Source organism: Roseobacter sp. YIN89, assembly GCF_057219365.1.
On record NZ_JBXVVD010000003.1, the window covers coordinates 351,072 to 374,540 of the forward strand.

The following is a 23,469-nucleotide window of genomic DNA, read 5'->3' on the forward strand; positions in this document are numbered from 1 at the left end:
ACCTGCAATCCGCGCAATCGCTCAGGTCAGCGCCCCTTCGGCGCTCAGCGTCAGCCTGCCACCAAGATAAGGTGCCAGCGGTTCGGGCAGTTTCACCGACCCGTCCGCCTGCTGCCCGTTTTCCAGTACTGCAATCAGGCACCGACCGACTGCGAGCCCCGAGCCGTTGAGCGTGTGAACAAATTGCGGCTTGCCGCCATCAGCAGGCTTGAAACGCGCATTCATCCGGCGTGCTTGAAAGTCCCCAGTGGTCGAAACCGACGAAATCTCGCGATATGCATTTTGCCCAGGCAACCAGGCTTCGATGTCAAAGGTACGGCGTGCGCCGAAGCCCATATCACCCGTACACAGGATCACTGTGCGGTAGGGCAGGCCGAGCCGCTCCAGAATGTCTTCGGCGCAGCGCAGCATACGCTTTTGTTCGTCATCGGATTTCTCCGGATGAACGATGGAAACCATCTCTACCTTTTCGAACTGATGCTGGCGCAACATCCCAGCGGTGTCGCGCCCGGCACTGCCTGCCTCAGAACGGAAGCACAAAGTATGGGCCGTGTAGCGGCGCGGCAGATAACCTTCCTCGATTACATGCCCGGCCGCAATATACGTCAGCGGCACCTCAGAGGTTGGCACCAGCCACATACCTTCCTCGGTTCGGTAACTGTCTTCGCCGAACTTCGGCAACTTGTCCGTGCCATACATGGCTTCGTCCCGCACAAGCACCGGAGGGTTGGCTTCGGTCAGCCCGTTATGGTCAACATGCGTGTCGATCATGAATTGCGCGAGCGCACGGTGAATGCGTGCAACCGCACCCGACATCAAGACAAAACGAGCCCCAGAAATCTTGGCAGCTGTCTCAAAATCCATCGACGGTGCGACGCCGCGGATTTCGAAGTGTTCCTTCGGCTCGAAATCGAATGTTTTTATATCCCCCCAGCGACGCATTTCGACGTTGTCGCCTTCATCTGCGCCATCCGGCACATCTTCGGCAGGGATATTCGCGATCCGTGCCAGCATGTCTGTCAGTTGAGCGTCCAGTTCCTTGGCCTCTGCGTGCATGCGGGCGATCTCGGCCTTCTTTTCCGAGACCAAAGCGCGCAGACGTTCAAATTCGGCTTCATCGCCTTTGGCCTTGGCTGCGCCTACCATCTTGGAGGCCTTGTTCTGCTCCGCCTGCGCCGTTTCCGCCGCGCTGATCTTGTCACGACGCGCCGCATCGAGAGACAGGATCGCGTCAGCCATCGGCGCGTCTCCGCGACGGGCGAGGCCTGCGTCAAAGCCAGTTGGGTTTTCTCGAATGGCGCGAATATCGTGCATGTTTCGGGTCCTGCGGCATGAATCGATTTTCAGCCTTATGACCGATCTTTCCAACGATCAAAACACCATCATGCGAAATGGCGCCTGTTAATTGCGCATCCGTGCCCGGTCTTGCGCTTCTCGCCAGTGCCTGCGCACCCATAGGTCAACTGGTGCGACGATGGTCTGCGCACCATCGGCCGCGCGTGCCGAAATGACACCGGCGACCAGCGCGCGATTGTCCTGATGGATCACCGTAGGTCCGCCGGAATTTCCGGAAATGACCTCGCACCCGAACAGCCAAAATGGCTCCGATGACAGATGCGGGCAGCCCTTGTGGGCATTCAACACATGTGGCCGCCTGTTATGATAGCCGAGCAGCGTACCCGCGCGATCCCGTTGGTCTTTTGTGCCGGTATAAAGCTCCAGCGGTGTCACCGCCGACGCCGGTATCGGATCGGCCAACCGGATCAAAGCGACATCATACCTTAGCCGTTCTGTCCCATCCGTGTCCGCGTAGAGCGGGTGCACCTCAATGTTTTTCGATGTCCGGTGCGCAACAAAGCTACCACGGTCCCACCCGGCAACAAAATGCCGCTCGGATTTCGACAGGGCGCCCTGCACGCAGTGTGCCGCCGTCAAAACAAGGTCGGGGGCAATCAGCGTCCCCGTGCATCCGCGTCTGACCCGATATCCGGCGCTGTTCACCCGCCCGACAGCTTGCCAAATGCGTCGCTCTTCCGGCGCAAGCGCAGGCATTGGTTCCGCGACAACGGGCAGCACCGTGCCTACCAGCGCTGCCACCGCGAGACCGGCGGCACAGCAAATCTTTATCAGCAGCTTCATTGTGCTATCCAACGAGGTCGGGGGCTTAGATGCAATGCACGAACACGCGATGCTGCCATGGCGCGCATTTGCAACCGATTCATCCGTTTTCCTGTGTCGCATTGCCTTGCAAAGCTGCGTGGCAACCCATAGGTTCCGCCGAAATCGGCAGAGCGCTGACAAAGCGCCAAGCTGTGAGAGACGCAAAGGACACCTTCCATGGATGCATTCGCCCAGTTCGTACCACTGATCCTCATTTTCGCGATCATGTATTTCCTGCTGATCAGACCACAGCAGAAAAAAATGAAAGACCACCAGGCCATGGTTGCCGGGCTGCGCCGCGGCGACATGGTTGTCACCCAAGGCGGCGTGATCGGCAAAGTATCCAAGGTCAAAGACGACAATGAGTTGGAACTGGAGATCGCAGATGGCGTGCGCGTTCGGGTGGTGCAGTCGACTATCGCCTCGGTCATGTCAAAAACCGAGCCGGCGAAGTAAGAACACCCTATAGCGCATTGAAAAGGCGTCACTATGCTTCAGATCGATCTCTGGAAACGGATCACCATTCTGTTGGCCTGTGCCGCTGGCCTGTGGCTGGCAGTGCCGAACATGTTTTATACGCAGGTAGAACAGCACAACGATGCTGTACAGGCGATCGAACTGGGCAATAGCTCGGCGGAAAACGAGGCAATGCGTGCACGGTGGCCCGAATGGATGCCATCAGGTCTGGTCAATCTGGGTCTTGATTTGCGCGGTGGCGCGCATTTGCTCGCCGAGGTCAAGGTGGACGATGTCTATGCCAGCCGGATGGAGGCTTATTGGCCGGAAATCCGCGATGCTCTTCGGCCCGAGCGTGCGACTATCGGGACGATCCGCCTGCAACCATCACCGATTGACGAGGTGCGCGTGCGTATCTCTCAACCCGAGGGGATAACGCGCGCATTGGAAGTTGTGCGCGGATTGGCGCGTCCGGTCCAGACGCTCAGCGGAGTGGGCGCAAACGATATCGAAGTGCGCGCCGAAGGTGACGTGATTATCGTCACGTTGTCCGAAGCGGAAAAGCTGGCATCGGACGAGCGCACGGTCCAGCAAAGCCTTGAAATCATTCGCCGTCGCATCGACGAAGTCGGTACCCGTGAACCGACGATCCAACGGCAGGGCGCCGATCGGATTTTGATCCAAGTCCCCGGTATCGGTTCTGCCGCCGAACTGAAGGAAATTATTGGCACAACGGCGCAGCTTACGTTTAACCCGGTGGTCACACGGGGAACCGACGAGAATGCAAATCCGGGCATCGGAAACAAGCTTGTGCCTTCTCTGGATGAGCCCGGAACGTTCTATACGATCGAATCCGCGGCTGTTGTGACCGGTGAAGAACTGGTAGATGCCCAGCCGTCTTTCGATCAAAACGGACGACCGGCGGTTAACTTCCGGTTCAATACCTCAGGCGCTCGCAAATTTGGCGATTATACCGCTGAAAACATCGGGTCGCCGTTTGCCATTGTTCTTGACGACGAAGTTGTCAGCGCCCCGACGATCCAAAGTCACATTCCCGGCGGCTCTGGGATCATCACCGGCAACTTTACGGTAGAAGAATCAACCAATCTGGCCGTTCTTCTGCGCGCGGGTGCTCTGCCAGCCGGGTTAGAGTTCCTTGAAGAGCGCACGATTGGCCCGGAACTGGGACAAGACAGTATCGACGCTGGTAAAGTCGCCACGATCGTCGCCTTTGTCGCCGTACTCGTGTTTATGTTCCTCAGCTACGGGCTCTTTGGCGTTTTCGCCAACATTGCGCTGATTATCAATATCGGGTTGATATTTGGACTGCTCAGCCTCATTGGCGGTACGCTGACATTACCCGGTATCGCCGGCATTGTCCTGACGGTTGGTATGGCGGTGGATGCCAACGTGCTGATTTTCGAGCGGATTCGCGAAGAGCTGAAAACCTCCAAGGGTCCGGCGCGTGCGATTGAACTGGGGTATGAAAAGGCGTTGTCGGCCATTCTGGACGCCAATATCACCACCTTCATTACCGCCACGATCCTGTTCGCAATGGGGTCGGGCCCTGTACGCGGCTTTGCCATTACGTTGGGTCTGGGGATTTTGACATCTGTCTTTACCGCCATTTTTGTCACGCGTCTCTTTGTCGTGATGTGGTTCGAGCGGAAACGCCCGAAGAAACTCGAGGTCTGATATGCGTCTGCGTCTGGTCAAACAGAATACGAACTTCGATTTCTTCAAGCGATGGAAACTGTGGCTGGGTATTTCCGGTCTGATGATGGTTGTGGCCTTTGCTTCGTTTATGGTTCAGGGGCTCAACTTCGGCATCGATTTTCGTGGTGGCACGACGATCCGCACGGAAAGCCCGCTGCCCGTCGACATAGGTGTGTATCGTGATGCCATTGGCACACTCGAACTGGGTGACGTGACAATTACTGAGGTGTTTGATCCCACGTTCGAAGAAGACCAGAACGTTGCCATGATCCGCATTCAGGCTCAGGACGGTGAAGAAGCGGTATCTGCACAAATCGTCAGTGACGTACAGGCGGCGCTGCAGACCGTGCGACCGGATATCAAATTCATTTCGGTCGAATCGGTTGGTCCCAAAGTATCGGGTGAATTGATACAGACAGCGGTGATTGCCGTGGTGCTCGCCATTGGGGCCGTTCTGATCTACATCTGGTTGCGCTTTGAATGGCAGTTTGCGGCTGGGGCCGTACTGGCGCTTGTGCACGATGTGATCCTCACAATCGGTGTCTTTTCCGAGCTGCAAATCAGATTTGATCTCGCGATCATCGCGGCCCTGCTCACGATTGTTGGTTACTCACTCAATGACACGGTGGTGGTCTTTGACCGGGTGCGGGAGAATTTGCGCAAGTACAAAAAGCGGCCATTGGCCGAAGTGCTGAACGTGTCGATCAACGAAACCCTGAGCCGTACATTCATGACCTCGGTCACAACACTGTTGGCCCTGATTGCCCTGTTTGTGCTGGGTGGCGACGTGATCCGCGGCTTTGTCTTTGCCATGATCTGGGGTGTGATTGTGGGCACTTACAGCTCGATCTTCGTGGCCTCGGCTGCGCTGCTGTACCTCGGCGTCAAGCGCGACTGGTCCAAGCCGGACGCCAATGCGGGCAATCAATACGCGAACATAGATGCCTGAGACGCTGGTCAACCTGTCGGAAATCGACGGGTTGGTCTGGCTTTTCATCGCGGTTGTTGCGGCGGGGCTCGTCCGTGGCTTTGCCGGGTTTGGCAGTGGAATGATCATAATGGCCGTGGCATCTTCGGTGCTGTCTCCGGTGGCTGCCGTGATCTTTATGATGATGGCAGAACTTTTGGGGCCATTGCCGAACCTTCGCGCTGCGTGGCGGGATGGCGCTCCGCGCGACGTCGGGCGCTTGATGATCGGGGCCATTGTCGCGGTTCCGGTCGGGGTTTGGTGCCTTGCCAACATGTCTGCCGATTTTTTCGGCTGGGTGGTTTCGACGGTTGTTCTCGTGCTCCTCTTTGCTTTGATCAGCGGCTGGCGATACCGCGGTATCCTGACGCCACGGCTCACCATGGCGACCGGGGCATTGGGGGGCTTCATGTCAGGCTTCGCAGGAATTCCCGGGCCTCCGGTAATTATGCTGTACATGTCCAGCCGGCTGCCAATCGCTACGATCCGTGCGAACTTTCTATTGTACCTGCTGGCGATCGACGTGGTGATGATCTCCGTTTTCTGGGTGTCTGATCTATTCCTGTGGGAGATTGCCGTGCTCGGATTGCTGGCCGGTATCCCGAACGTTCTGGCAAACATTGCGGGGGCGCGGCTTTTTGACCCCGATGCCGAGGGTATTTTTCGCGCCGTGGCCTATATCGTGATCGCAGCATCCGCTATTCTGGGCCTGCCGATTTGGAAGTGAGGAACCGACATGCGCCTGAATGAGATCAGCTATACCGATGCCAAGCCGGTCGAAGGCTACGGCCCGGGGTTTTTCCGGATCGGTGGTGAGGTCCATCAGGGGCCGATCTTGGTAGGCCCACAAGGTATCACGCCGTGGGGCGGTGTGACGGATGCCGAGCTTCTGGTGCAGCTTGCCGGGCAGGTTGACGTCGTTTTTGTCGGAACGGGTGCCGAGATTGCGCATCTGCCCGAAGCGCTGCGGACGGCGATGGAAGAGGCAGGGCTGGGCGTGGAAACCATGGCATCACCAGCGGCATGCCGCACCTACAATGTGCTGCTGAGTGAGGGGCGACGGATTGCTTTGGCCTTGTTGCCGGTCTGATCAGCCTTTTGCAGGTGACAACAATCGGTTAACGCTTGTTCCATGAAGTTGGAAGTGACCGATCTAAGCGTGGCCCGTGGCGGCGTGCCGGTTCTGGCAAACGTGTCGTTAACGCTGGCGCCGGGACAAGCGCTGATCCTGCGCGGACCTAATGGCGCGGGAAAGACCACATTGCTGCGCACGCTGGCCGGGTTGCAACCTCCGCTGTCGGGGCGGATCGAAGGTGCAGAAGATCAGATTGCCTACGCAGCACATTCCGACGGGTTGAAATCAATGCTGACCGTGCGTGAAAACCTCGGTTTTTGGGCAGACGTGTTTGGCGCGTCAAACATCGACGCGGCGCTGGACAGTTTTGCGCTGCACGAGCTTGCTGACCGGCTTGCAGGGACCTTGTCCGCCGGCCAGAAACGGCGGTTGGGGCTGGCGCGGCTGTTGGTGACGGGACGACCGATTTGGATGCTCGATGAGCCCACGGTTTCGCTGGACACCAACGCGGTATCTCTTTTTGCCCAAGCCGTTGACGTCCACCTTGCCAAAGGTGGGGCCGCATTGATTGCGACCCATATAGACCTTGGGCTGCGTTCCGCCGAAGTCCTCGATATATCTTCCATGCGTGTCACTGCGGATGTTATGGCCGGAGCCAGTGACGAGGCCTTTTTGTGAAGGCGCTGTTGCTAAGGGATTTGCGCCTTGCCATGCGGGCAGGTGGCGGATTTGGCCTCGGGCTGGCCTTTTTCCTTATCCTGACCGTGCTTGTCCCCTTTGGTGTCGGTCCCGAATCCGATCTGCTCGCTCGGATTGCGCCGGGTGTGCTCTGGGTGGGCGCATTGCTTGCCTGCCTTTTGTCGCTGGATCGATTGCTCGCTCTGGATTGGGAGGATGGCACCCTTGATCTGCTGGCCACGTCGCCGTTGCCCTTGGAGGCCGCGCTCAGTGTCAAGGCGTTGGCGCATTGGATCACGACTGGTCTGCCGTTGGTTCTGGTCGCACCTGTTCTCGGCGTATTGCTGAACCTGCCGGGGCCCGGGTACATTTGGCTGGTCGTGTCACTTGCCGCTGGCACGCCCGCATTGTCCGTGATCGGCACCTTCGGCGCAGCTCTGACTGTTGGCGTCAAAAGAGGAGGGCTGCTGATGTCATTGCTTGTGCTGCCGCTCTACGTTCCGACGCTGATCTTCGGGGCCGAGGTTGCGCGCCGCGGCGCATCTGCGATGCCGGTGGAAACCCCGCTGCTGATGCTGTGTGGCATTACAGCAGGGGTAATCGCGGCGATGCCCTTTGCCTCGGCAGCCGCTTTGCGGGTGAACTTGCGGTGAACGTGGCGTTTTGCCCATTGAGCGCCTTGCGCAGAAAGACTACCTAAGACCCATGTCACTGACTGAAAACGATAACCAGCCAAGCGGCAACAGCAGCCTTTGGTCTTATGCCAATCCGGTGAAGTTCCTTCGGTTCAGCGAAAAAGTGCTGCCTGCGCTGTGGACGCTGTCCGCAGTTGCGCTGGTCGTTGGTCTGGTTTGGGGGTTTTTCTTCACGCCGGATGATTTTCGCCAAGGCTCTACCGTCAAGATCATTTACCTGCATGTTCCGTCTGCCTTGATGGCAATCAATGCGTGGCTGATGATGCTGGTGGCGTCGCTGATCTGGCTCGTCCGTCGACATCACGTTAGCGCATTGGCCGCCAAAGCCGCCGCTCCGGTAGGGGTTGTGATGACGCTTATTGCACTGGCGACAGGTGCGCTCTGGGGGCAACCGATGTGGGGAACATGGTGGGTCTGGGATCCGCGACTGACATCGTTTCTCATCCTTTTCCTGTTTTACTTGGGCTATATCGCTTTGTGGGAAGCAATCGAAGATCCCGATACTGCGGCTGACCTGACCTCGGTTCTGTGCCTTGTTGGTTCGGTTTTCGCGATTCTGTCGCGCTATGCTGTGCTGTTTTGGAACCAGGGATTGCACCAGGGGGCATCGCTGAGCCTCGACAAAGAGGAAAACGTGGCCGACGTGTTTTACTTTCCACTTCTGGTGGCGATTGCTGGCTTTGTGCTGTTGTTCTTGGCGTTGGTCTTGTACCGGACCGGAACAGAGATACGCCTGCGCCGCGCGCGGGCACTGCTGGCACGGGAGGCGCGCTCATGATGCCGGATCTGGGCAAATACGCCGGCACAGTTCTGAGTTCCTATGCGGCAACTCTGGCGTTGCTGTTCCTGCTTGTGCTGATCACGCTTTACCAAGGCCGAAAGGCGCGCAGGGCTTTGGAAGAAATCGAAAAAAGGCGTCGTCCTGATGGCTAGGGTGTCGCCGATGATGATCGCGCCGCCTGTGATCTTTGCGGGTTTTGTCGCACTGGCCGCAGTCGGCATGTTCCGGGATGATCCGACGCAACTGCGTTCGACGTTGATTGACCAGCCTGCGCCAGAGATCACGCCAGTGGCTCTTGACGGGTTCGACGGCGTCACCGGTGAAAATCTCGCGACCGGCACAGTGACCCTTGTAAACTTCTGGGCAAGCTGGTGCCCGCCATGCCACGCTGAACATCCAAAGCTGCTTGAGATGGAAGCAGAGGGCATGAATATCGTTGGCGTAAACTTCAAAGACAAAGCCGGGCCTGCATCTGGCTATCTGCAAAAGGACGGCAACCCGTTCGTCGCCGTTGCGTTTGATCCACAGGGGCGCACTGCGCTTGATTGGGGGGTGACCGCCCCGCCAGAGACCTTCATTCTGGATGGTGACGGCACAGTTCTTTACCGGTTTGCAGGCCCCTTGGTCGGTAGTGACTACGAAAACCGCTTTCTGCCCGAACTAGAAAAGGCATTGGAGCGCTGATGCTCCCAACGGCACGCGAGTTCTTTTACGTACTAGTGCCGATCATTTTCAACTTGGGTATTTTCGGCTTGTTCATGGCCTTTGGCCCAGAGGTGGTTGAGCAGTCGTGGACAATCTTTGTTGCGGTCATAGTGATGATCGGCGCCGCCGCGTCCGGATTTCTGGCGTATTTCGAAGACAGGATCAGAAATGGATACGCTTGGTTCGGTATTTTTCTGAACGGGCTGGTCGGTGTGCTGGTATTCGCATCTGTTTACAAGGTTGCTGGTGTTGTCTGCGCGGCCCCTGTCTGCGTCGGGGCTGATCCTGTACTGATCGCCGATCTGGCGTTGCAAGCGCCTTTCGCGCTGTCGCTCGACACGCTGGCGAATACGCCGGAACACCAGATCGTCAAAATTTATACCGATTTCCCGACCGCTGTTTATTTTGCAACGGTGACGTTTACGACGCTGGGATACGGTGATCTGCAGCCTGTTCCCGCCATGAGATTGCTGGCAGGGGTTGAGGCGATGATCGGTTATGTGTACTTGGGTTTTTTGGTGGGCGCTGCATTTCACTGGGCGAGCAATGACCAGCAAGAGACTGTATTCTCTTGGAAAACCCTAAAAGTGCGCGTCGGACGGAATTTTCGTGGTCGTGACGGTTAAGCCAAAAGCAGCGCAGCACCGATCATCAAAAAAGCCACAGCAGGAGCGAGACCAAGCGCAAAGTTCACGGGATGACGCGCAGCTGTTTTGATCGAAGTCTTAACAAATTGTGTCATATCGGGCCTCCTTTCCTATACTTAAAGTAGGGAAATCATTGCAAAAAGTCAAGGTCCGGGCACATCACCGTGCCCGGACACTGCGCGGCAATTAAGCCGCTTTGGCCAGATTGCGCAGCACGTAGTGCAATACGCCACCATGTTCGATGTATTCGATCTCGATCGCCGTATCGATACGGCACTTCAAAGTGATCTCCTTCACCGTTCCGTCCGCCATCGTGATAGTGCAGGGAACTTCCTGCAGTGGTTTGATGGTATCCAAACCGGAAATGGACACAGTCTCTTCGCCTGTCAGACCGAGAGACTTGCGCGTGTCGCCACCGGTGAATTCGAACGGAATGACGCCCATGCCAACGAGGTTGGACCGGTGGATACGCTCAAAGCTTTCTGCAACTACGGCTTTGACCCCCAGCAGGGCAGTGCCTTTCGCAGCCCAGTCGCGCGACGAGCCCGCACCGTATTGCTCTCCGCCAAAGATCACCAACGGCGTCCCTTGCTCCTGATAGGCCATTGCCGCGTCAAAGATTGACGTCTGTTTGCCGTCAGGCCCTTTGGTGTAGCCACCTTCAACGCCATCCAGCATTTCGTTCTTGATGCGGATGTTGGCAAAGGTGCCGCGCATCATCACTTCGTGGTTGCCGCGCCGCGATCCGTAAGAGTTGAATTCGCGCTGTGGCACCTGACGCTCGATCAGGTATTGGCCTGCCGGTGTCGTATCCTTGAACGACCCCGCCGGAGAGATATGGTCGGTCGTGATCATATCACCCAGTAGGGCAAGCACAGAGGCATTCTCGATATTAGAGATCGTACCCGGCTCTGGGTCCATGCCTTGGAAGTATGGCGGGTTCTGAACGTAGGTCGATGTGGGTGGCCAGTCATAGGTCTTGCTGTCCGTTGTCTCAACACCTTGCCATTTCTCATCGCCTTTGAACACGTCAGCGTATTTCTCCTGGAAGGCTTGGCGCGTGACCGTCTGCTCTACCAGTTCTGCGACTTCCTTGCTGGTGGGCCAGATATCCTTGAGGTAGACATCATTGCCGTCCTGATCCTGACCCAGTGGGTCCTTGGCAATGTCGATGTTCATGTCACCCGCCAGAGCGTAGGCGACCACCAGCGGTGGCGACGCGAGATAGTTCGCGCGGACGTCCGGACTGATCCGACCTTCAAAGTTTCGGTTGCCGGAAAGCACCGATGTTGCAATCAGGTCACCCTTGTTGATGGCCTCCGACAGTTCCTTCTGGATCGGACCAGAATTACCGATGCAAGTGGTGCAGCCGTAACCGACGAGGTTGAAACCGATCGCATCCAGATCTTCCTGAAGCTCTGCCGCTTCAAGGTAGGCTGACACAACCTGGCTGCCGGGGGCGAGAGACGTCTTGACCCATGGTTTGCGGGTCAGACCTTTTTCGCGCGCTTTCCGCGCGACCAGACCGGCACCGATCATGACATAAGGGTTGGACGTATTCGTGCAGGAGGTGATCGATGCAATAACAATCGAGCCGTCGTGCAGTTGATAGTCTTCGCCTTCGACCGCGTGACTTTTGTGGTGCCCGATGTCGCCGGGAATATGGTTTGGGGCAGGCTGGCCGCCTTCACCGGTCCATTCGGCTTTTTCTTCGGCATCCGCACGTTTCTCGGGACGTTGACCTTTGATGTAATCGCCAAAAGCCTTGGCGGCATCGGTGAGCGAGATGTAGTCCTGAGGGCGCTTGGGGCCTGAAATCGCCGGAACGATCGTGCCCATGTCAAGGTGCAGCGTGTCGGTGTAAACCGGTGCATAATCGGCACCGCGCCAGAAGCCGTTCTCTTTGGCGTAGGCTTCGACCAGCGCGACGCGGTCCTTGTCGCGACCGGTATTGGTCAGATAACGCAGGGTTTCGTCATCAATCGGGAAGAACCCGCATGTCGCACCGTACTCTGGCGCCATGTTTGCGATTGTCGCGCGGTCCGCGAGCGGCAGACGGTCGAGACCTTCGCCATAAAATTCGACGAACTTGCCCACAACACCCTTTTCGCGCAGCATTTCAACGACCTTGAGAACGAGGTCTGTGCCTGTGGTGCCTTCCATCATGGAGCCGGTTAACTCAAACCCGACAACCTCGGGGATCAGCATGGAAATCGGCTGACCGAGCATGGCAGCTTCGGCCTCGATGCCGCCTACGCCCCAGCCCAGAACTGCGGCACCGTTAACCATCGTTGTATGGCTGTCCGTGCCCACCAGCGTGTCGGGGTAAGCAACTTCCTTGCCGTTCTGATCCGTGTCCGTCCAAACGGTTTGGGCGAGATACTCAAGGTTGACCTGATGGCAAATGCCGGTGCCTGGAGGGACAACGCGGAAGTTGTTGAACGCCTTTTGGCCCCACTTGAGGAATGTGTAGCGTTCGATGTTGCGCTCATACTCACGATCGACGTTCATCTGGAACGCGCGCGGGTTGCCGAACTCGTCGATCATGACCGAGTGGTCAATGACAAGGTCCACCGGGTTCAGCGGGTTGATCTTTTCCGGGTCGCCACCCAAAGCGACCAGACCGTCGCGCATGGCTGCAAGGTCAACAACAGCAGGTACACCGGTGAAGTCCTGCATCAAAACGCGGGCGGGGCGGTAAGCGATCTCGCGGGGGTTCTTCCCTCCCTTGCTCGCCCATTCGGCAAATGCCTTGATGTCATCTACCGACACGGTCTTGCCGTCTTCAAAACGCAACATGTTTTCCAGCACCACCTTGAGTGCAGCAGGAAGCGAACTGAAATCACCTAGGCCTGCCTCTGTCGCGGCAGGAATGGAGTAGTAGTCGACGCTTTGATCGCCAACTGTAAGTGTTTTACGGGTTTTGGAGGTGTCGTGACCAACGGTAATGGGCATAGGGGCTCCCTTCGGCTAAGGTTGGGTCATCGTTGAGTTGCCGTCTCCATGCCTCATGACGACGGCCATTTCAACCGGATAAGGCGGGTGTGCGGCAAAATGTATACTATTGTACACCGATTTTTTGCAACAATTCACGAAAACTCTCAAGAAACCTTGATTGGAGTTTCTCCCGCGTCGCCTCTAGGTTCGGATGACTGGCCAAATTCGGTCTCAAGAGGAATCAGATGAAGAGCTTTCTGCACGCCATTGCCATCACCTTTGCAGCGTCCATACCGGCCATGGCGCAGCAAACCGCCGTGGTGGTCGAGCTTTACACATCGCAGGGATGCTCGTCTTGCCCGCCGGCAGACGAGATGATGGCGGTGCTGGCAGAGCGTGAAGATGTGATCGCCTTGTCGCTGCATGTCGACTATTGGGACTACATCGGCTGGAAGGATGAATTCGCAGACCCGCGGCACGCCAAGCGCCAGCGCGGCTATGCAATGGAGGCAGGGCGCCGTTCTGTCTACACACCAGAGATGATTGTAAACGGGACCAGCGACATTGTCGGCGCCAAACCGATGAAGCTGGCCACGGCAATCGACAAGCACAAGGGCGACGCCAAGACGGTCGAACTCAAGCTGACGCGAAACGGCGACATGATCGCGATTGATGCAAAAAAGGTTTCAGGTTCGCAGGCCGCGATGACGGTGCACATGGTGCGCTATCAGCCCCGGCGCAAATCGAACATAACACGTGGTGAGAACGCTGGCCGCACGCTCGAATATGTCAATGTTGCGCAGGATTGGCAGCAGCTCACGACGTGGAATGGCGACGAGCCGCTTCAAATCGAAGCTGCGGCGCCCGGCGAGTGGCCCATTGTCGTTCTCGTGCAGCGGGATGACTACGGGCCGATCCTTGCAGCTGGCCGGATCGACTGAACCTTAGCCCAATTGGTGGCGCCACCGGCGGTGAACCCAGAACCATTGTGACGGGTCTTCTTTGATGCGCGCGGCCAAGCGATCGTTTAGTTCCTGTGTCATTTCCTCAGGAGTGGAGGCGGCAACAGGCGCTTCGACGACCGTGTCAAAAGTCAGCCCATCGGCGCGTCGGATGCCAAAAAATGGAATGAGCAATGCGTTATAACGCAAGCTCAACTCGGCTGCAGACACTGCTGTGCGCGCGGGTTGGCCGAGAAAACCCAGAGCGGGTGCTGCGTGGACATGCTGATCGTACAGCAAGACAAGCTGCCCCCCCTGTTTAAAGTGGCGTACGAAACCCGCGGTTCCGCTGCGTCCTTGCGGAAAGACCGGTCCGCCGAAGGCTTCCATGGTGCGGACGTAATGCTCGTTGAAATACGGGTTGTGCATGTTGCGGTAAAGACCACCCACATTGCAGCCTCTGGCGACGAGGGCGGCGCGCACGGCTTCGTAATTTCCGTAGTGGCTGGTGACCAGAATGACAGGTTTTTTGTCGGCGGCGGCAGCTTTCAAAGCCGCGAAACCTGCTCCGGACAGTTCGGCCTCGCGCAGTCGTGCGGGAAATTCCCGGCTTGAGTAATTTTCGATAAAGGTCCGACCGACATTGTTAAGACACTTGGCAGCTATGGCTTTGCGCTCGGTAAGGGGGCTGTCGGGCCAGATAAGCTCAAGATTGTCCAGCGCCCGCCTGCGGTATCCGGCGAGTGGCCCGATCAAATGCTGCAAGATACGGCCCACCAGCGGGACGCGTATGTGATAGGGAAGTGCCAAGCCAAGGCGAATGATGCCTACGATCGCAAGATTGCTGACTTACTGCGACAGACGTTTGAGGCGATTGGCTGGCCCTTGGGACATTGTTTTGCGGGACTTTCAGGCTCAATGGCAGATCGGCTGCATCGCCCGTTAAGCCTTATATCCCACTCGTGTGAACCACAAGCAGACCGACTGAGGCTAATCATTCTGGTTCGCCGCTATCGACGATCAGCAGCAACTCGCCCGATGCTTCCAAATCACGTATGGATTGCACAATGTTGGCGGCAGCGTCTTCCATTTCGGCACCCTTGACGGTGCCACGGTCCTGAATTTCGTCGCGCAGTTGGTCTGCCATACGCGCTGACATGTTCTCGAGGATAAACTCTGCGGAGGCCTGAAGCCCCGCATTCTCTGCGCCGGCCAGAGCGGTCACCAAAGCTTCCTGATCCAGAACACGCACCACGCGTGGAATATCCCGTGCGGCAATACGCTGTGGAATATTGCTAAAGGTAAAGATCGCGCGTCTTACCAGTTCGGCAAATCCTGCGTCGGTCTCGTCCAACCCTTCCAGCACATCATCTCGTGTGGTTGTTTTGGTTGAATTCAGGATTGCGCCCACGCGCTCAACAGGTCCGCTGTCGAAGGCTTTCAACGGCTCTGCGTCCAATTGCGTCGCCAGCGACAGACCAATCCTGTCGACAGCATCAGGGCTGACAGCGCTGGTCAGCGATACGGCGTAGGTAATCTTGCGCGCCTGCGGCCCCGGCAACATTCCCAGCAATTCAGCAGCTTTTTTTACGTCGATCTTTGACAACAGCACCGCTGCGACCTCGGTGCTTTCGTTTTGCAGAACCGGTAGCAGCTTTTCTGGTCCCAGATCTCGCAGGCGCTGCCATGGGTCACCGTATTGCCGAACACCTGCTTCCTTGCGCAAGCGCATGGCGGTCTGCTTTGATATCTTGCCGTCCAACGCCTCCAAGGCACCCGCGATCCCGCCGCTGAACGATAATCCGATGCTTTCAAGCTCTGTTGCGAATTCCTCGACAACGCTGGCGACCGTGTCGCGGTCAACCGTACGCATGGCGCCCATCTGCTCGGTCAGCTGTGCCTGCAATTCCTCTGGCAGTTCCTCCAGTGGAATGTCCGCACCTTCATTAATCAAAAGGCGCACCACGATGGCCGCTTTGGCCTTTCGGCTCAAGCGCGAGGGTCTGCCAGCCACCGCACCGGGTAATGCCGGGAAACCGGATGAGGGGACCATTTCTGTCATCACTACCACTCTGTATGATCTTGATTTGTTCTCACACAGAAAAGTAAATTTTGCCTGAAATGATCAGCCCTCGGTCGCGCCGGTCAGTAGTTGAATGTTGTGCCCGTCGCGATCGCTGTGCGCAGCGACTGTTCCGACCACGTGCCGCTGCCGCCATGCGCGCGAATGGCCTTCAACTGTGCCATTGCCAGATCAATGTCACCTGCTTCGACGTGTCCTTGTCCCATGTAGGAACGCGCAAGGATATTGGCCGGATCCTGATCGATGGCACGTTGATAAAACATCATGGCCAGTTCCGGGTTGCCCAGCTTGCGATGCGTAAAGCCCATATACGTCAGGCGGCCCGCATCCCCTTCTGGCAGCGCTTTGGCGACAGTCTGTGCGTCTTCAAACTGACCGGCATAGGCAAACTGGCGCACCGCTTCGTAAAGCTCGTCACGATCAAGACTGCTTTCTTTTGGCGCCACGCATTTTCCGGCTTCTTTGTCGTATACCTTACCGCCGGTGCAAAAAACGGTCGGTTTTGAGGGTGGTTCGTCGTCGCCTGCGGCCAAGGCCATGGAAGGGGCCATCAAGAGGGCGGCTACAATCTTGCGCATCTTGTCTACTCCTGTTCAATGCTACATCGGATGCTAGCGCGTGCCACCGATAAAAAAAGGCGCTCTGTCAGAGCGCCCTTACAATATTACGTGAAGACTGATTTTCAGCCTGTGGTAGGCACGCATTTTCCAGCTTCGCTGTCATAAATGCTCCCCTCAGCACAGGACATTGACGCCTGTTCTTTGCCCCAGTTGCATTCATAGGCAAATCCCATGGCAGGGATAATTGTCAGGGCCACCGCGGCGGCCAAAGTCTTGATCGTCATTGCGGTTCTCCATGTTGAACGTATGCGACAAGAGTAGCGTGCGCTGCCGCTGCGTCAACGTAATTTGCCTGTTCGTCTGGCTGGCGCCCTTATGGTGCTTAGTCTTTGAACACCCGATCAAAGATCGTATCGACGTGTTTGGTATGGTAGGCCATGTCGAATTTCTCTTCGATTTCCTCTTTAGACAGGGCCGCACAAACCTCTGGGTCGCACAGCAATTCTTGCTTGAAATCGGTGCGATGCTCCCAGACCTTGAGCGCATTGCGCTGCACCATCGCGTAGGCGTCCTCACGGCTGACACCAGCCTGTGTCAGAGCCAGAAGAACGCGTTGGCTCATCACCAGACCTGGGAATTTGTTCATGTTGTCCAGCATGTTCTGAGGGAAGATCAGCATCTTTTCAATCACACCGGTCAGCCGTGCGAGGGCGAAATCGAGTGTGACTGTAGCATCCGGACCAATCATCCGTTCTACCGAACTGTGGGAGATATCCCGTTCGTGCCATAGGGCCACGTTTTCCATTGCAGGGATGACAGCCATGCGCACCAGACGCGCAAGCCCGGTGAGGTTTTCGGTTAGGACAGGGTTTTTCTTGTGCGGCATCGCTGACGAACCCTTTTGCCCCATCGAGAAGAATTCGGCACCTTCAAGCACTTCTGTGCGTTGCATGTGACGAATCTCAACGGCCACGTTTTCTACCGAAGACGCGATGATGCCCAGCGTGGCGAAAAAGGCCGCATGGCGGTCGCGCGGGATGACCTGCGTACTGATGGGCTCCGGCGTCAGGCCAAGCTGCGTGCAAACGTGTTCCTCGACGCGTGGGTCGATATTGGCAAAAGTGCCGACAGCGCCCGAAATTGCCCCTGTGGCGATTTCTTCCCGCGCAGTGCGCAGCCGCGTCAGGTTTCGATCCATCTCGGCGTAAAAACGGGCAAAAGTCAGCCCCATGGTGGTGGGCTCGGCATGGATGCCGTGGCTTCGACCGACACGCAATGTGTGCTTATGCTCCATCGCACGCGTTTTCAGGGCCTCAAGCAGCTTTTCCATATCGGCGATCAGAATGTCTGCGGCGCGCACCAGTTGCACGTTGAGACAGGTATCCAGCACATCCGACGACGTCATGCCCTGATGTACAAAGCGCGCCTCTTCCGCGCCGACGTGCTCTGCCAGATGGGTCAGAAAGGCGATGACATCGTGTTTTGTCACAGCCTCGATTTCGTCGATCCGCGCCACGTCGAATTCTACGTCTTTGGCTTTCCAAACAGCATCCGCATTCTCGCGTGGAATAACGCCCAAATCGGCCATGGCATCGCAGGCATGAGCTTCGATCTCATACCAGATGCGGAATTTGGTTTCCGGGCTCCAGATGGCGACCATTTCGGGGCGGGAGTAGCGGGGGATCATGCGCGCGAACCTCTTTTCGGGATTGTTTACCGGGTTGGCTGGCTCTTAAACTGCGCGGCAAGGCATCACAAGCGCGGAGCCCAAGTAAATGAGAAAGCTGGTCGTTTTGACGCTGGTCTGTGCGCAGCCGTTGTACGCCGATGCCGAGTGGCGCTCTTTGTCTGGGGAGGCGGTACGTGATGCATTAAGCGGCAAGCGGGTCCAATATGCGCGCGCATGGCAACATTTCTACGCGTCAGGACGTACACTTTATAACGCGGGGCAGGACAGTTGGGGGTACTGGCGCATCGAAGATGACCGCTATTGCAGCATGTGGCCTCCGTCGGACCTATGGGCTTGCTATGATGTGCAAGGCGCCACGACCGCGGTACGTTTTGTCGGCGAAGGCGGCGAAATCACCGAAGGTGTCTATGTTGATGACTGACCCGAGACGATTAACGGATTTTGCCGGTCGTTGGCAGGTGATGCGCGAAATCCGCGAGGCCAGTGGCGCCACTGCGCGTTTCGAAGGCATTGCAGATTGGTCTCGGGCAGAGGGCGGTCTGAACTATCTCGAAGACGGGCAGATGATCCTCGCGGGCCACCCCCCGATGCAGGCGCAACGCCGGTATTTCTGGGCGGATGATCTGAGTGTCTATTTTGACGACGGGCGATACTTTCATCAGGTGCCGGCATCGGGTGGGCTTGTGCAGCACTGGTGCGCACCGGATGACTACCAGCTACGTTATGTCTTTGACGATTGGCCGGATTTTTGCGTCTTTTGGCGCGTCAAAGGCCCGCGCAAGGATTATAGCGCCACAACGAAATACTCACGCTGTTAGCGCAAGAACCCTTGCGTGCCTGCGCGCACTGCGGCATTGAGTGGGAAAAGAGACGTAAACGGAGACAGTCTTTATGCAGCTTCAAGCGACACATTCCACTCTGGCCGCCCGCGTCGGCCCGCACGCCGGCGGCGCGCGCCTTGCAAAACAGATCGTACTTGTGGCCCTGGGCATAACGCTGCTTGCCGTAGCGGCCAAGATCAGCGTGCCAGTATGGCCAAGCCCGGTACCGATCACCATGGGAACATTTGCAGTTCTCACCATCGGCGCGGCCTATGGTGCACGGCTGGGGCTGGCGACAATCATCGGTTACATGATCATTGGTGCGCTGGGATATGATGTCTTTGCCGGGTCATCTGCCGAAAAGGCCGGATTGACTTATATGATGGGCGGTACCGGTGGTTATCTGGTGGGATATGTACTGGCGACATTGACCTTGGGCGCATTGGCCGAACGCGGCTGGGACCGGTCATTTGTCTGGATGGCTGTTGCAATGCTGATTGGTAACGCAATGATTTACGTGCCGGGCCTGTTGTGGCTCGGGCAGCTTTACGGTTGGGACAAGCCGATCGTTGAATGGGGGCTGACGCCGTTCCTGATCGGGGATGCTCTGAAACTGGCGCTGGCGGCTATCATCCTGCCACTGGTCTGGAAACTGGTGGGCGACGCGCGCCGCTGATCCTACGCCAGCTCAGATCCAATTGAGAGGCGCAGCCGCTGGCTGCGCCTCATTCTTTTTCAGGCAAAGTCGCAAGATGCAAAGCGTCTCCTGCCCGCTGCCGGCTGTCGGCGTGATCAGTCGGCCAGTTCGGTGATGACGGTCGAGCTTCTTTCTAGGGTTCGGTGCACGGGGCATTTGTCAGCGATTTCCAACAGGCGCTGCCGTTGCTCGTCGCTCAGACTGCCGGTTAGGGTAATACGCCGTCGCCAGGTGTCGATCTTGTCCCCGACGGCCGTTTTGGCATCCTGCGCATGCACTTTGTCGTGATTCACGTCCACCGACACGTGATCGAGAGGCCACCCCTTTCGCCGCGCGTACATCCGGATGGTCATTGAGGTACAAGCACCAAGGCCTGCAGACAGAAATCCGTAGGGCGACAGCCCCTTGTTCGTGCCGCCATAGGCCATTGGTTCATCGGCCAGCAGATGATGGCCGCTGCCCGAAGTGATGTCGTTGAGAAACCCGTGCGGGTCCGCTTCCGATACACGTAGCACCCCTTCAGGCGCGCCTGGCGGTGGCGCGGGACGGGAGATGTCGAGATAGCGGGCCGCCCATGTTGCGATGACGCTTGCCACATATTCGGCGTCTGCCGGGTCACTGACAAGATGGTCAGCTCGATCCAGCGTCACAAAGCTCTTGGGATGTTTTGCGGCGCCAAAGATCTCGCCGGCGTTTTCAATCCCGACGATTGTGTCCCGCGGCGCGTGCAGCACCAACAACGCGGCATTCAAACGCCCGATTGCCTCTTTGAGCGACGCGCTTGCCACATCTTCGATGAACCCTTTGCCAATGCGGAAAGGCCTGCCGCCCAGACTGACCTCGGCGGACCCTTCGGCTTCGATCGTTTCCAGTGCACTTTTGAAGTTGTGCGTCACATGGCCGGGATCGAACGGCGCGCCGATGGTTGCCACGGCTTTGATACTGTCGAGTGCCGCCGCGGCCTTTAGCACAGCGGCCCCACCCAGCGAATGCCCTACGATCAGCGATGGTGCCATGTTCTTGTCGGACAGATACGCATGCGCCGCCATCAGGTCCTGTACATTGGACGTAAACGAAGTGTTAGAGAACTCGCCACCCGAATGGCCCAGACCTGTAAAGTCAAACCGAAGCACAGCGATGCCCTGTGCCGCCAGACGCGCGGCGATCCGGCGTGCTGCCGGAATGTCTTTGCCGCATGTAAAACAATGCGCAAAAAGTGCGGTCGCCAGATGCGGTCCTTCAGGCAGGTCAAGACGGGCCGACAGCTCCGAGCCGTCATGTCCGGGAAATACGATGCGCTCTGTCGGCATGAAGTGCTCCTTTTTACGCTACACAGAGTGATGCCGTCCAAGCCCTCTTGCAAGATGTGTGACAGCCTGCTCACGCGGACGTGCTTTACCGACCCGCGCCGGTGCCCACCATAACTGGGCGACACCCCATTACTTTCGCGCGAAACGAGAATTGTTTCACATGTTCACGACTAAGTTTGGGGGGCAAGTCTTGCTTTGAGGCGACATGTTGTGGAAGTCTACACCCCACATGGGCCCATTGCGGCAAAATTAGGCGTAGGCGACACATGGAAACCTTGGTCAAACATGCACGCGCATGGGCGTTGGCGCTTTTGGCGGCAGCAGGTCCTTTGACCGCGACGGCACAGGACACATCTTTTGTCTCACCAGACATTCTGGTGCTGGGCGACAGCCAGATCAGCTTTGGGTCTGGTCCGGCGTTTGTCGACTTTTTCTCGGATATCGAGGCGAGTTGCGCCCCAAGCATGCGCCAGAAGCGGACGTTGAAGGCCTTGGGAACGGGGCAGGTGGCGGTGATTGGCGTGCGCTCCACTTCGATACACTCCTGGACCGCGCGCGGTGGAGCTGCCAAAGGATCGGTCTGTGACATTGACAAGAAATGGAAGGTCAACGCGGGTTCGTACGGTTCTGTCAACACCAGCGAAAACCCGTTTGTCCAGATCGGGCAGGGGCGCAACTATCAGTTTTGCCGAAAGGGACAGTCGCCTTTCGAAGCGATGTTTCAGGAGGGCTACTACGCGCCGCGATTGCTGTTGCTTACATTTCTTGGCAATGCAGCAAAGCGTTGGGCGGAAAGTCCCGACCTGACACGCCGCGACGCACAACGTTTGGCGGCGCAACTGCCTGCCGGTGTTCCGTGCATCTTTATGACCACCGCACCGGCCTACACCAAAAAGGTGTCGATGCAGCGCCTGAAGGCGCAGGAAAACATCAAGGCCGAACTGGACCGCGCGGGTATGCGCTGTTCATTCGTGTCAGGGATCACGGCCGACACCGTCGCGGCCAATCAGGGCAACAAATCGTTTTTCAGACGCAACAAATCCGGACAGGTCAAAGATCCATACCATCCGAACGAGCGCGGCGCGCGGCACCACCTGAGACTGGTGGCGCCGCAGCTTTGTGAAGCGATCTTTACCGAATTACGCGGGGCACGGCCCCCTTCATGAAACTTATGCGCGGCCCATCAGCGCGTCATCAAAGGGATACTGGGTGATGTCCTCATAGCCGTCTTCGGTAATGACGACTTGATCTTCGAGCTTGATCGAAAAATCCCCTCCGACTTCGCTGACCAGTGCTTCGACACACAGCGTCATGCCGGGTTCCAGCGGATAGTCGTAGGCCCCCTCAACAGCACGATCAGGGTAGGCCACCAGCGGCCACTCATCGCACAGGCCCACCCCGTGCATCAGGCAGCCGTATTTCTGCTTTTGATATTTGTCATCCAGAACATGCGTTCCGGCAGTCAACTCGGGGATCATAACGCCGGGCTTCAGCATCTCTTTGTTTTTCATGATGTGCTCAACACCGTGCTGCATAGCGTAAACCATATCGCTGCGCGGCTTGCCGGGGCCGATCCACCAACTGCGAGAAATATCCGTGCAGATACCATACGCACCGACCAGGTCGGTGTCGAAAGAGATGATTTCGTTCGGTTGGCACACACGGGGGCCGCATTCCTGAAACCACGGATTGGACCGTGGGCCGGAGGCCAGCAATCGCGTTTCGATCCATTCACCGCCACGCCGCACATTTTCAGCGTGCAGCACGGACCAGACGTCATTTTCACACGTCACACCGTCACCAACATTCGAGCGGGCAAAATCCTCCATCAGGCGCACGGCGACCTCACAAGCGTGCGACGAGCACCGCATCGCCTTGAGTTCATCAGGCCCCTTCACCGCGCGTGATTTCTCGGTCACCTCTTCGCCGTCCACGACCTTCAAGCCCTGCGCTTCCAAGCTGCGAAGCGCGTGTACCATGGGTTTGTCCGCGGCCAGTATCTTCAGGCCCGGTGCGTGCTCTTCCAGCAGAATGCGTACTTCGTTTGCAAACACATCCGCTGCCTGACCGACCTTGTCGCCACGATCAAAATAGAAAAGATCGGCACCCGAACGCTGTTCCCGCACCAGACGGTTGAACTTGCTGAGAAACGGGGCGTTTTTATAGTCCCACATAACCATATACCCATCCGCGCAAAGTAGCGTCGCGCGAAACGGGTTGTGGGTATTCCAAAGTTGCATGTTGGTGCTGTCGGTGGCGTAACGAATGTTGAGAGGATCAAACATCAACAATCCGGCGTAGCCGCGCGCCACGATATGATCGGTCAGGCGCTGATGGCGAAAAGCGCGCATCGCTTCCAGATCAGGCAGTTCCAGTCCCGCCGCTGCCCACTCGGCAAAGGCAAGTTGTGTGGGCCCAGTTTCTATTCGATCCATGTCATTCGGGCTGCCATCTCCAAGCACTGAGCCGCGTGACGGGTCGATTTTGCGCGTGTCGCTGAAATGATGGTTCATGAGGAGATCCGATCTTGCTGGGTCACTGTCCTGACTG

Annotated in this window: 26 protein-coding genes; 16 read left to right on the forward strand and 10 right to left on the reverse strand. The window is 57.4% G+C overall.

Annotated elements, in window-relative coordinates; genetic code table 11:
• Window positions 1-21: 21 nt before the first annotated feature.
• Both serS and AC2D8V_RS14030 read right to left on the reverse strand, forming a co-directional pair.
• Entirely contained in the window at window positions 22-1,314 is a 1,293-nt protein-coding gene (serS, locus tag AC2D8V_RS14025) for a serine--tRNA ligase (protein ID WP_484734200.1), read from the reverse strand.
• An 87-nt stretch (window positions 1,315-1,401) separates the two neighbouring features.
• Window positions 1,402-2,139, reverse strand: a complete 738-nt coding sequence (locus AC2D8V_RS14030) for a trypsin-like serine peptidase (protein WP_484734201.1) — start codon at window positions 2,137-2,139, stop codon at window positions 1,402-1,404.
• A gap of 198 nt (window positions 2,140-2,337) precedes the next feature.
• Here AC2D8V_RS14030 and yajC point away from each other — a divergent pair, with 198 nt between their 5' ends.
• From yajC to AC2D8V_RS14085, 11 genes are read left to right on the forward strand one after another with little or no spacing between them, the layout of a single operon-like run.
• Window positions 2,338-2,616 carry a preprotein translocase subunit YajC gene (yajC, locus tag AC2D8V_RS14035; protein WP_484734202.1) on the forward strand — a complete coding sequence of 93 codons (279 nt, stop codon included), beginning with the start codon at window positions 2,338-2,340 and terminating at the stop codon, window positions 2,614-2,616.
• A gap of 33 nt (window positions 2,617-2,649) precedes the next feature.
• Window positions 2,650-4,311: a protein translocase subunit SecD gene (gene secD / locus AC2D8V_RS14040; protein WP_484734203.1), complete on the forward strand. Its 1,662-nt coding sequence runs from the start codon at window positions 2,650-2,652 to the stop codon at window positions 4,309-4,311.
• 1 nt (window position 4,312) lies between these two features.
• On the forward strand, window positions 4,313-5,281 hold the full coding sequence (secF, locus tag AC2D8V_RS14045) for a protein translocase subunit SecF (protein ID WP_484734204.1): 969 nt from the start codon (window positions 4,313-4,315) through the stop codon (window positions 5,279-5,281).
• Window positions 5,274-6,026 carry a sulfite exporter TauE/SafE family protein gene (locus AC2D8V_RS14050; RefSeq protein WP_484734205.1) on the forward strand — a complete coding sequence of 251 codons (753 nt, stop codon included), beginning with the start codon at window positions 5,274-5,276 and terminating at the stop codon, window positions 6,024-6,026. Before secF ends, AC2D8V_RS14050 begins: the two co-directional genes overlap by 8 nt.
• Before the next feature lie 9 nt (window positions 6,027-6,035).
• Window positions 6,036-6,389 carry an Mth938-like domain-containing protein gene (locus AC2D8V_RS14055; RefSeq protein WP_484734206.1) on the forward strand — a complete coding sequence of 118 codons (354 nt, stop codon included), beginning with the start codon at window positions 6,036-6,038 and terminating at the stop codon, window positions 6,387-6,389.
• Window positions 6,390-6,431: 42 nt separating this feature from the next.
• A complete protein-coding gene (ccmA, locus tag AC2D8V_RS14060; RefSeq protein ID WP_484734207.1) occupies window positions 6,432-7,052 on the forward strand; it encodes a heme ABC exporter ATP-binding protein CcmA in 621 nt (206 codons plus the stop codon).
• Window positions 7,049-7,705 carry a heme exporter protein CcmB gene (gene ccmB, locus AC2D8V_RS14065; RefSeq protein WP_484734208.1) on the forward strand — a complete coding sequence of 219 codons (657 nt, stop codon included), beginning with the start codon at window positions 7,049-7,051 and terminating at the stop codon, window positions 7,703-7,705. Before ccmA ends, ccmB begins: the two co-directional genes overlap by 4 nt.
• A gap of 52 nt (window positions 7,706-7,757) precedes the next feature.
• On the forward strand, window positions 7,758-8,525 hold the full coding sequence (locus AC2D8V_RS14070) for a heme ABC transporter permease (RefSeq protein WP_484734209.1): 768 nt from the start codon (window positions 7,758-7,760) through the stop codon (window positions 8,523-8,525).
• On the forward strand, window positions 8,522-8,680 hold the full coding sequence (gene ccmD, locus AC2D8V_RS14075; RefSeq protein ID WP_484734210.1) for a heme exporter protein CcmD: 159 nt from the start codon (window positions 8,522-8,524) through the stop codon (window positions 8,678-8,680). Before AC2D8V_RS14070 ends, ccmD begins: the two co-directional genes overlap by 4 nt.
• Window positions 8,673-9,212, forward strand: a complete 540-nt coding sequence (locus AC2D8V_RS14080) for a DsbE family thiol:disulfide interchange protein (RefSeq protein ID WP_484734211.1) — start codon at window positions 8,673-8,675, stop codon at window positions 9,210-9,212. The genes ccmD and AC2D8V_RS14080 overlap by 8 nt, the downstream gene beginning before the upstream one ends.
• Window positions 9,212-9,859: a potassium channel family protein gene (locus tag AC2D8V_RS14085; protein WP_484734212.1), complete on the forward strand. Its 648-nt coding sequence runs from the start codon at window positions 9,212-9,214 to the stop codon at window positions 9,857-9,859. The genes AC2D8V_RS14080 and AC2D8V_RS14085 overlap by 1 nt, the downstream gene beginning before the upstream one ends.
• A gap of 207 nt (window positions 9,860-10,066) precedes the next feature.
• Here AC2D8V_RS14085 and acnA read toward each other — a convergent pair whose 3' ends face one another.
• Window positions 10,067-12,835, reverse strand: a complete 2,769-nt coding sequence (gene acnA / locus AC2D8V_RS14090; RefSeq protein ID WP_484734213.1) for an aconitate hydratase AcnA — start codon at window positions 12,833-12,835, stop codon at window positions 10,067-10,069.
• 227 nt (window positions 12,836-13,062) lie between these two features.
• Here acnA and AC2D8V_RS14095 point away from each other — a divergent pair, with 227 nt between their 5' ends.
• Entirely contained in the window at window positions 13,063-13,758 is a 696-nt protein-coding gene (locus AC2D8V_RS14095) for a DUF1223 domain-containing protein (protein ID WP_484734214.1), read from the forward strand.
• A gap of 3 nt (window positions 13,759-13,761) precedes the next feature.
• Here the strand turns inward: AC2D8V_RS14095 and AC2D8V_RS14100 are convergent, their stop codons facing one another.
• The 5 genes from AC2D8V_RS14100 to purB form a co-directional block, all read right to left on the reverse strand.
• Window positions 13,762-14,568 carry a lysophospholipid acyltransferase family protein gene (locus AC2D8V_RS14100; protein ID WP_484734215.1) on the reverse strand — a complete coding sequence of 269 codons (807 nt, stop codon included), beginning with the start codon at window positions 14,566-14,568 and terminating at the stop codon, window positions 13,762-13,764.
• 184 nt (window positions 14,569-14,752) lie between these two features.
• Window positions 14,753-15,820: a flagellar motor switch protein FliG gene (locus AC2D8V_RS14105; protein ID WP_484734216.1), complete on the reverse strand. Its 1,068-nt coding sequence runs from the start codon at window positions 15,818-15,820 to the stop codon at window positions 14,753-14,755.
• A gap of 83 nt (window positions 15,821-15,903) precedes the next feature.
• The gene (locus tag AC2D8V_RS14110; protein ID WP_484734217.1) at window positions 15,904-16,419 is read right to left on the reverse strand and encodes a tetratricopeptide repeat protein; all 516 of its coding nucleotides are present in this window, start codon (window positions 16,417-16,419) and stop codon (window positions 15,904-15,906) included.
• A 104-nt stretch (window positions 16,420-16,523) separates the two neighbouring features.
• The gene (locus AC2D8V_RS14115; protein WP_484734218.1) at window positions 16,524-16,685 is read right to left on the reverse strand and encodes an adenylosuccinate lyase; all 162 of its coding nucleotides are present in this window, start codon (window positions 16,683-16,685) and stop codon (window positions 16,524-16,526) included.
• Window positions 16,686-16,783: 98 nt separating this feature from the next.
• Window positions 16,784-18,088 (reverse strand): adenylosuccinate lyase, encoded by a 1,305-nt coding sequence (gene purB / locus AC2D8V_RS14120; RefSeq protein ID WP_484734219.1) that lies wholly within the window; start codon window positions 18,086-18,088, stop codon window positions 16,784-16,786.
• A gap of 88 nt (window positions 18,089-18,176) precedes the next feature.
• Between purB and AC2D8V_RS14125 the strand changes: the two genes are divergently transcribed.
• The 3 genes from AC2D8V_RS14125 to AC2D8V_RS14135 all read left to right on the forward strand — a co-directional run bounded on the left by AC2D8V_RS14125 (window position 18,177) and on the right by AC2D8V_RS14135 (window position 19,588).
• The gene (locus tag AC2D8V_RS14125; RefSeq protein WP_484734220.1) at window positions 18,177-18,512 is read left to right on the forward strand and encodes a hypothetical protein; all 336 of its coding nucleotides are present in this window, start codon (window positions 18,177-18,179) and stop codon (window positions 18,510-18,512) included.
• Window positions 18,505-18,909 carry a DUF6314 family protein gene (locus AC2D8V_RS14130; protein ID WP_484734221.1) on the forward strand — a complete coding sequence of 135 codons (405 nt, stop codon included), beginning with the start codon at window positions 18,505-18,507 and terminating at the stop codon, window positions 18,907-18,909. The genes AC2D8V_RS14125 and AC2D8V_RS14130 overlap by 8 nt, the downstream gene beginning before the upstream one ends.
• A 73-nt stretch (window positions 18,910-18,982) precedes the next feature.
• Window positions 18,983-19,588, forward strand: a complete 606-nt coding sequence (locus tag AC2D8V_RS14135) for a biotin transporter BioY (protein ID WP_484734222.1) — start codon at window positions 18,983-18,985, stop codon at window positions 19,586-19,588.
• A 116-nt stretch (window positions 19,589-19,704) separates the two neighbouring features.
• Here the strand turns inward: AC2D8V_RS14135 and AC2D8V_RS14140 are convergent, their stop codons facing one another.
• Window positions 19,705-20,919 (reverse strand): bifunctional alpha/beta hydrolase/OsmC family protein, encoded by a 1,215-nt coding sequence (locus AC2D8V_RS14140; protein ID WP_484734223.1) that lies wholly within the window; start codon window positions 20,917-20,919, stop codon window positions 19,705-19,707.
• Window positions 20,920-21,185: 266 nt separating this feature from the next.
• On the opposite strand from AC2D8V_RS14140, the gene AC2D8V_RS14145 reads away from it, so the two are divergent.
• Window positions 21,186-22,085 (forward strand): SGNH/GDSL hydrolase family protein, encoded by a 900-nt coding sequence (locus AC2D8V_RS14145; RefSeq protein WP_484734224.1) that lies wholly within the window; start codon window positions 21,186-21,188, stop codon window positions 22,083-22,085.
• Window positions 22,086-22,088: 3 nt separating this feature from the next.
• Here the strand turns inward: AC2D8V_RS14145 and dddP are convergent, their stop codons facing one another.
• The gene (gene dddP, locus AC2D8V_RS14150; RefSeq protein WP_484734225.1) at window positions 22,089-23,432 is read right to left on the reverse strand and encodes a dimethylsulfonioproprionate lyase DddP; all 1,344 of its coding nucleotides are present in this window, start codon (window positions 23,430-23,432) and stop codon (window positions 22,089-22,091) included.
• Window positions 23,433-23,469 lie beyond the last annotated feature (37 nt).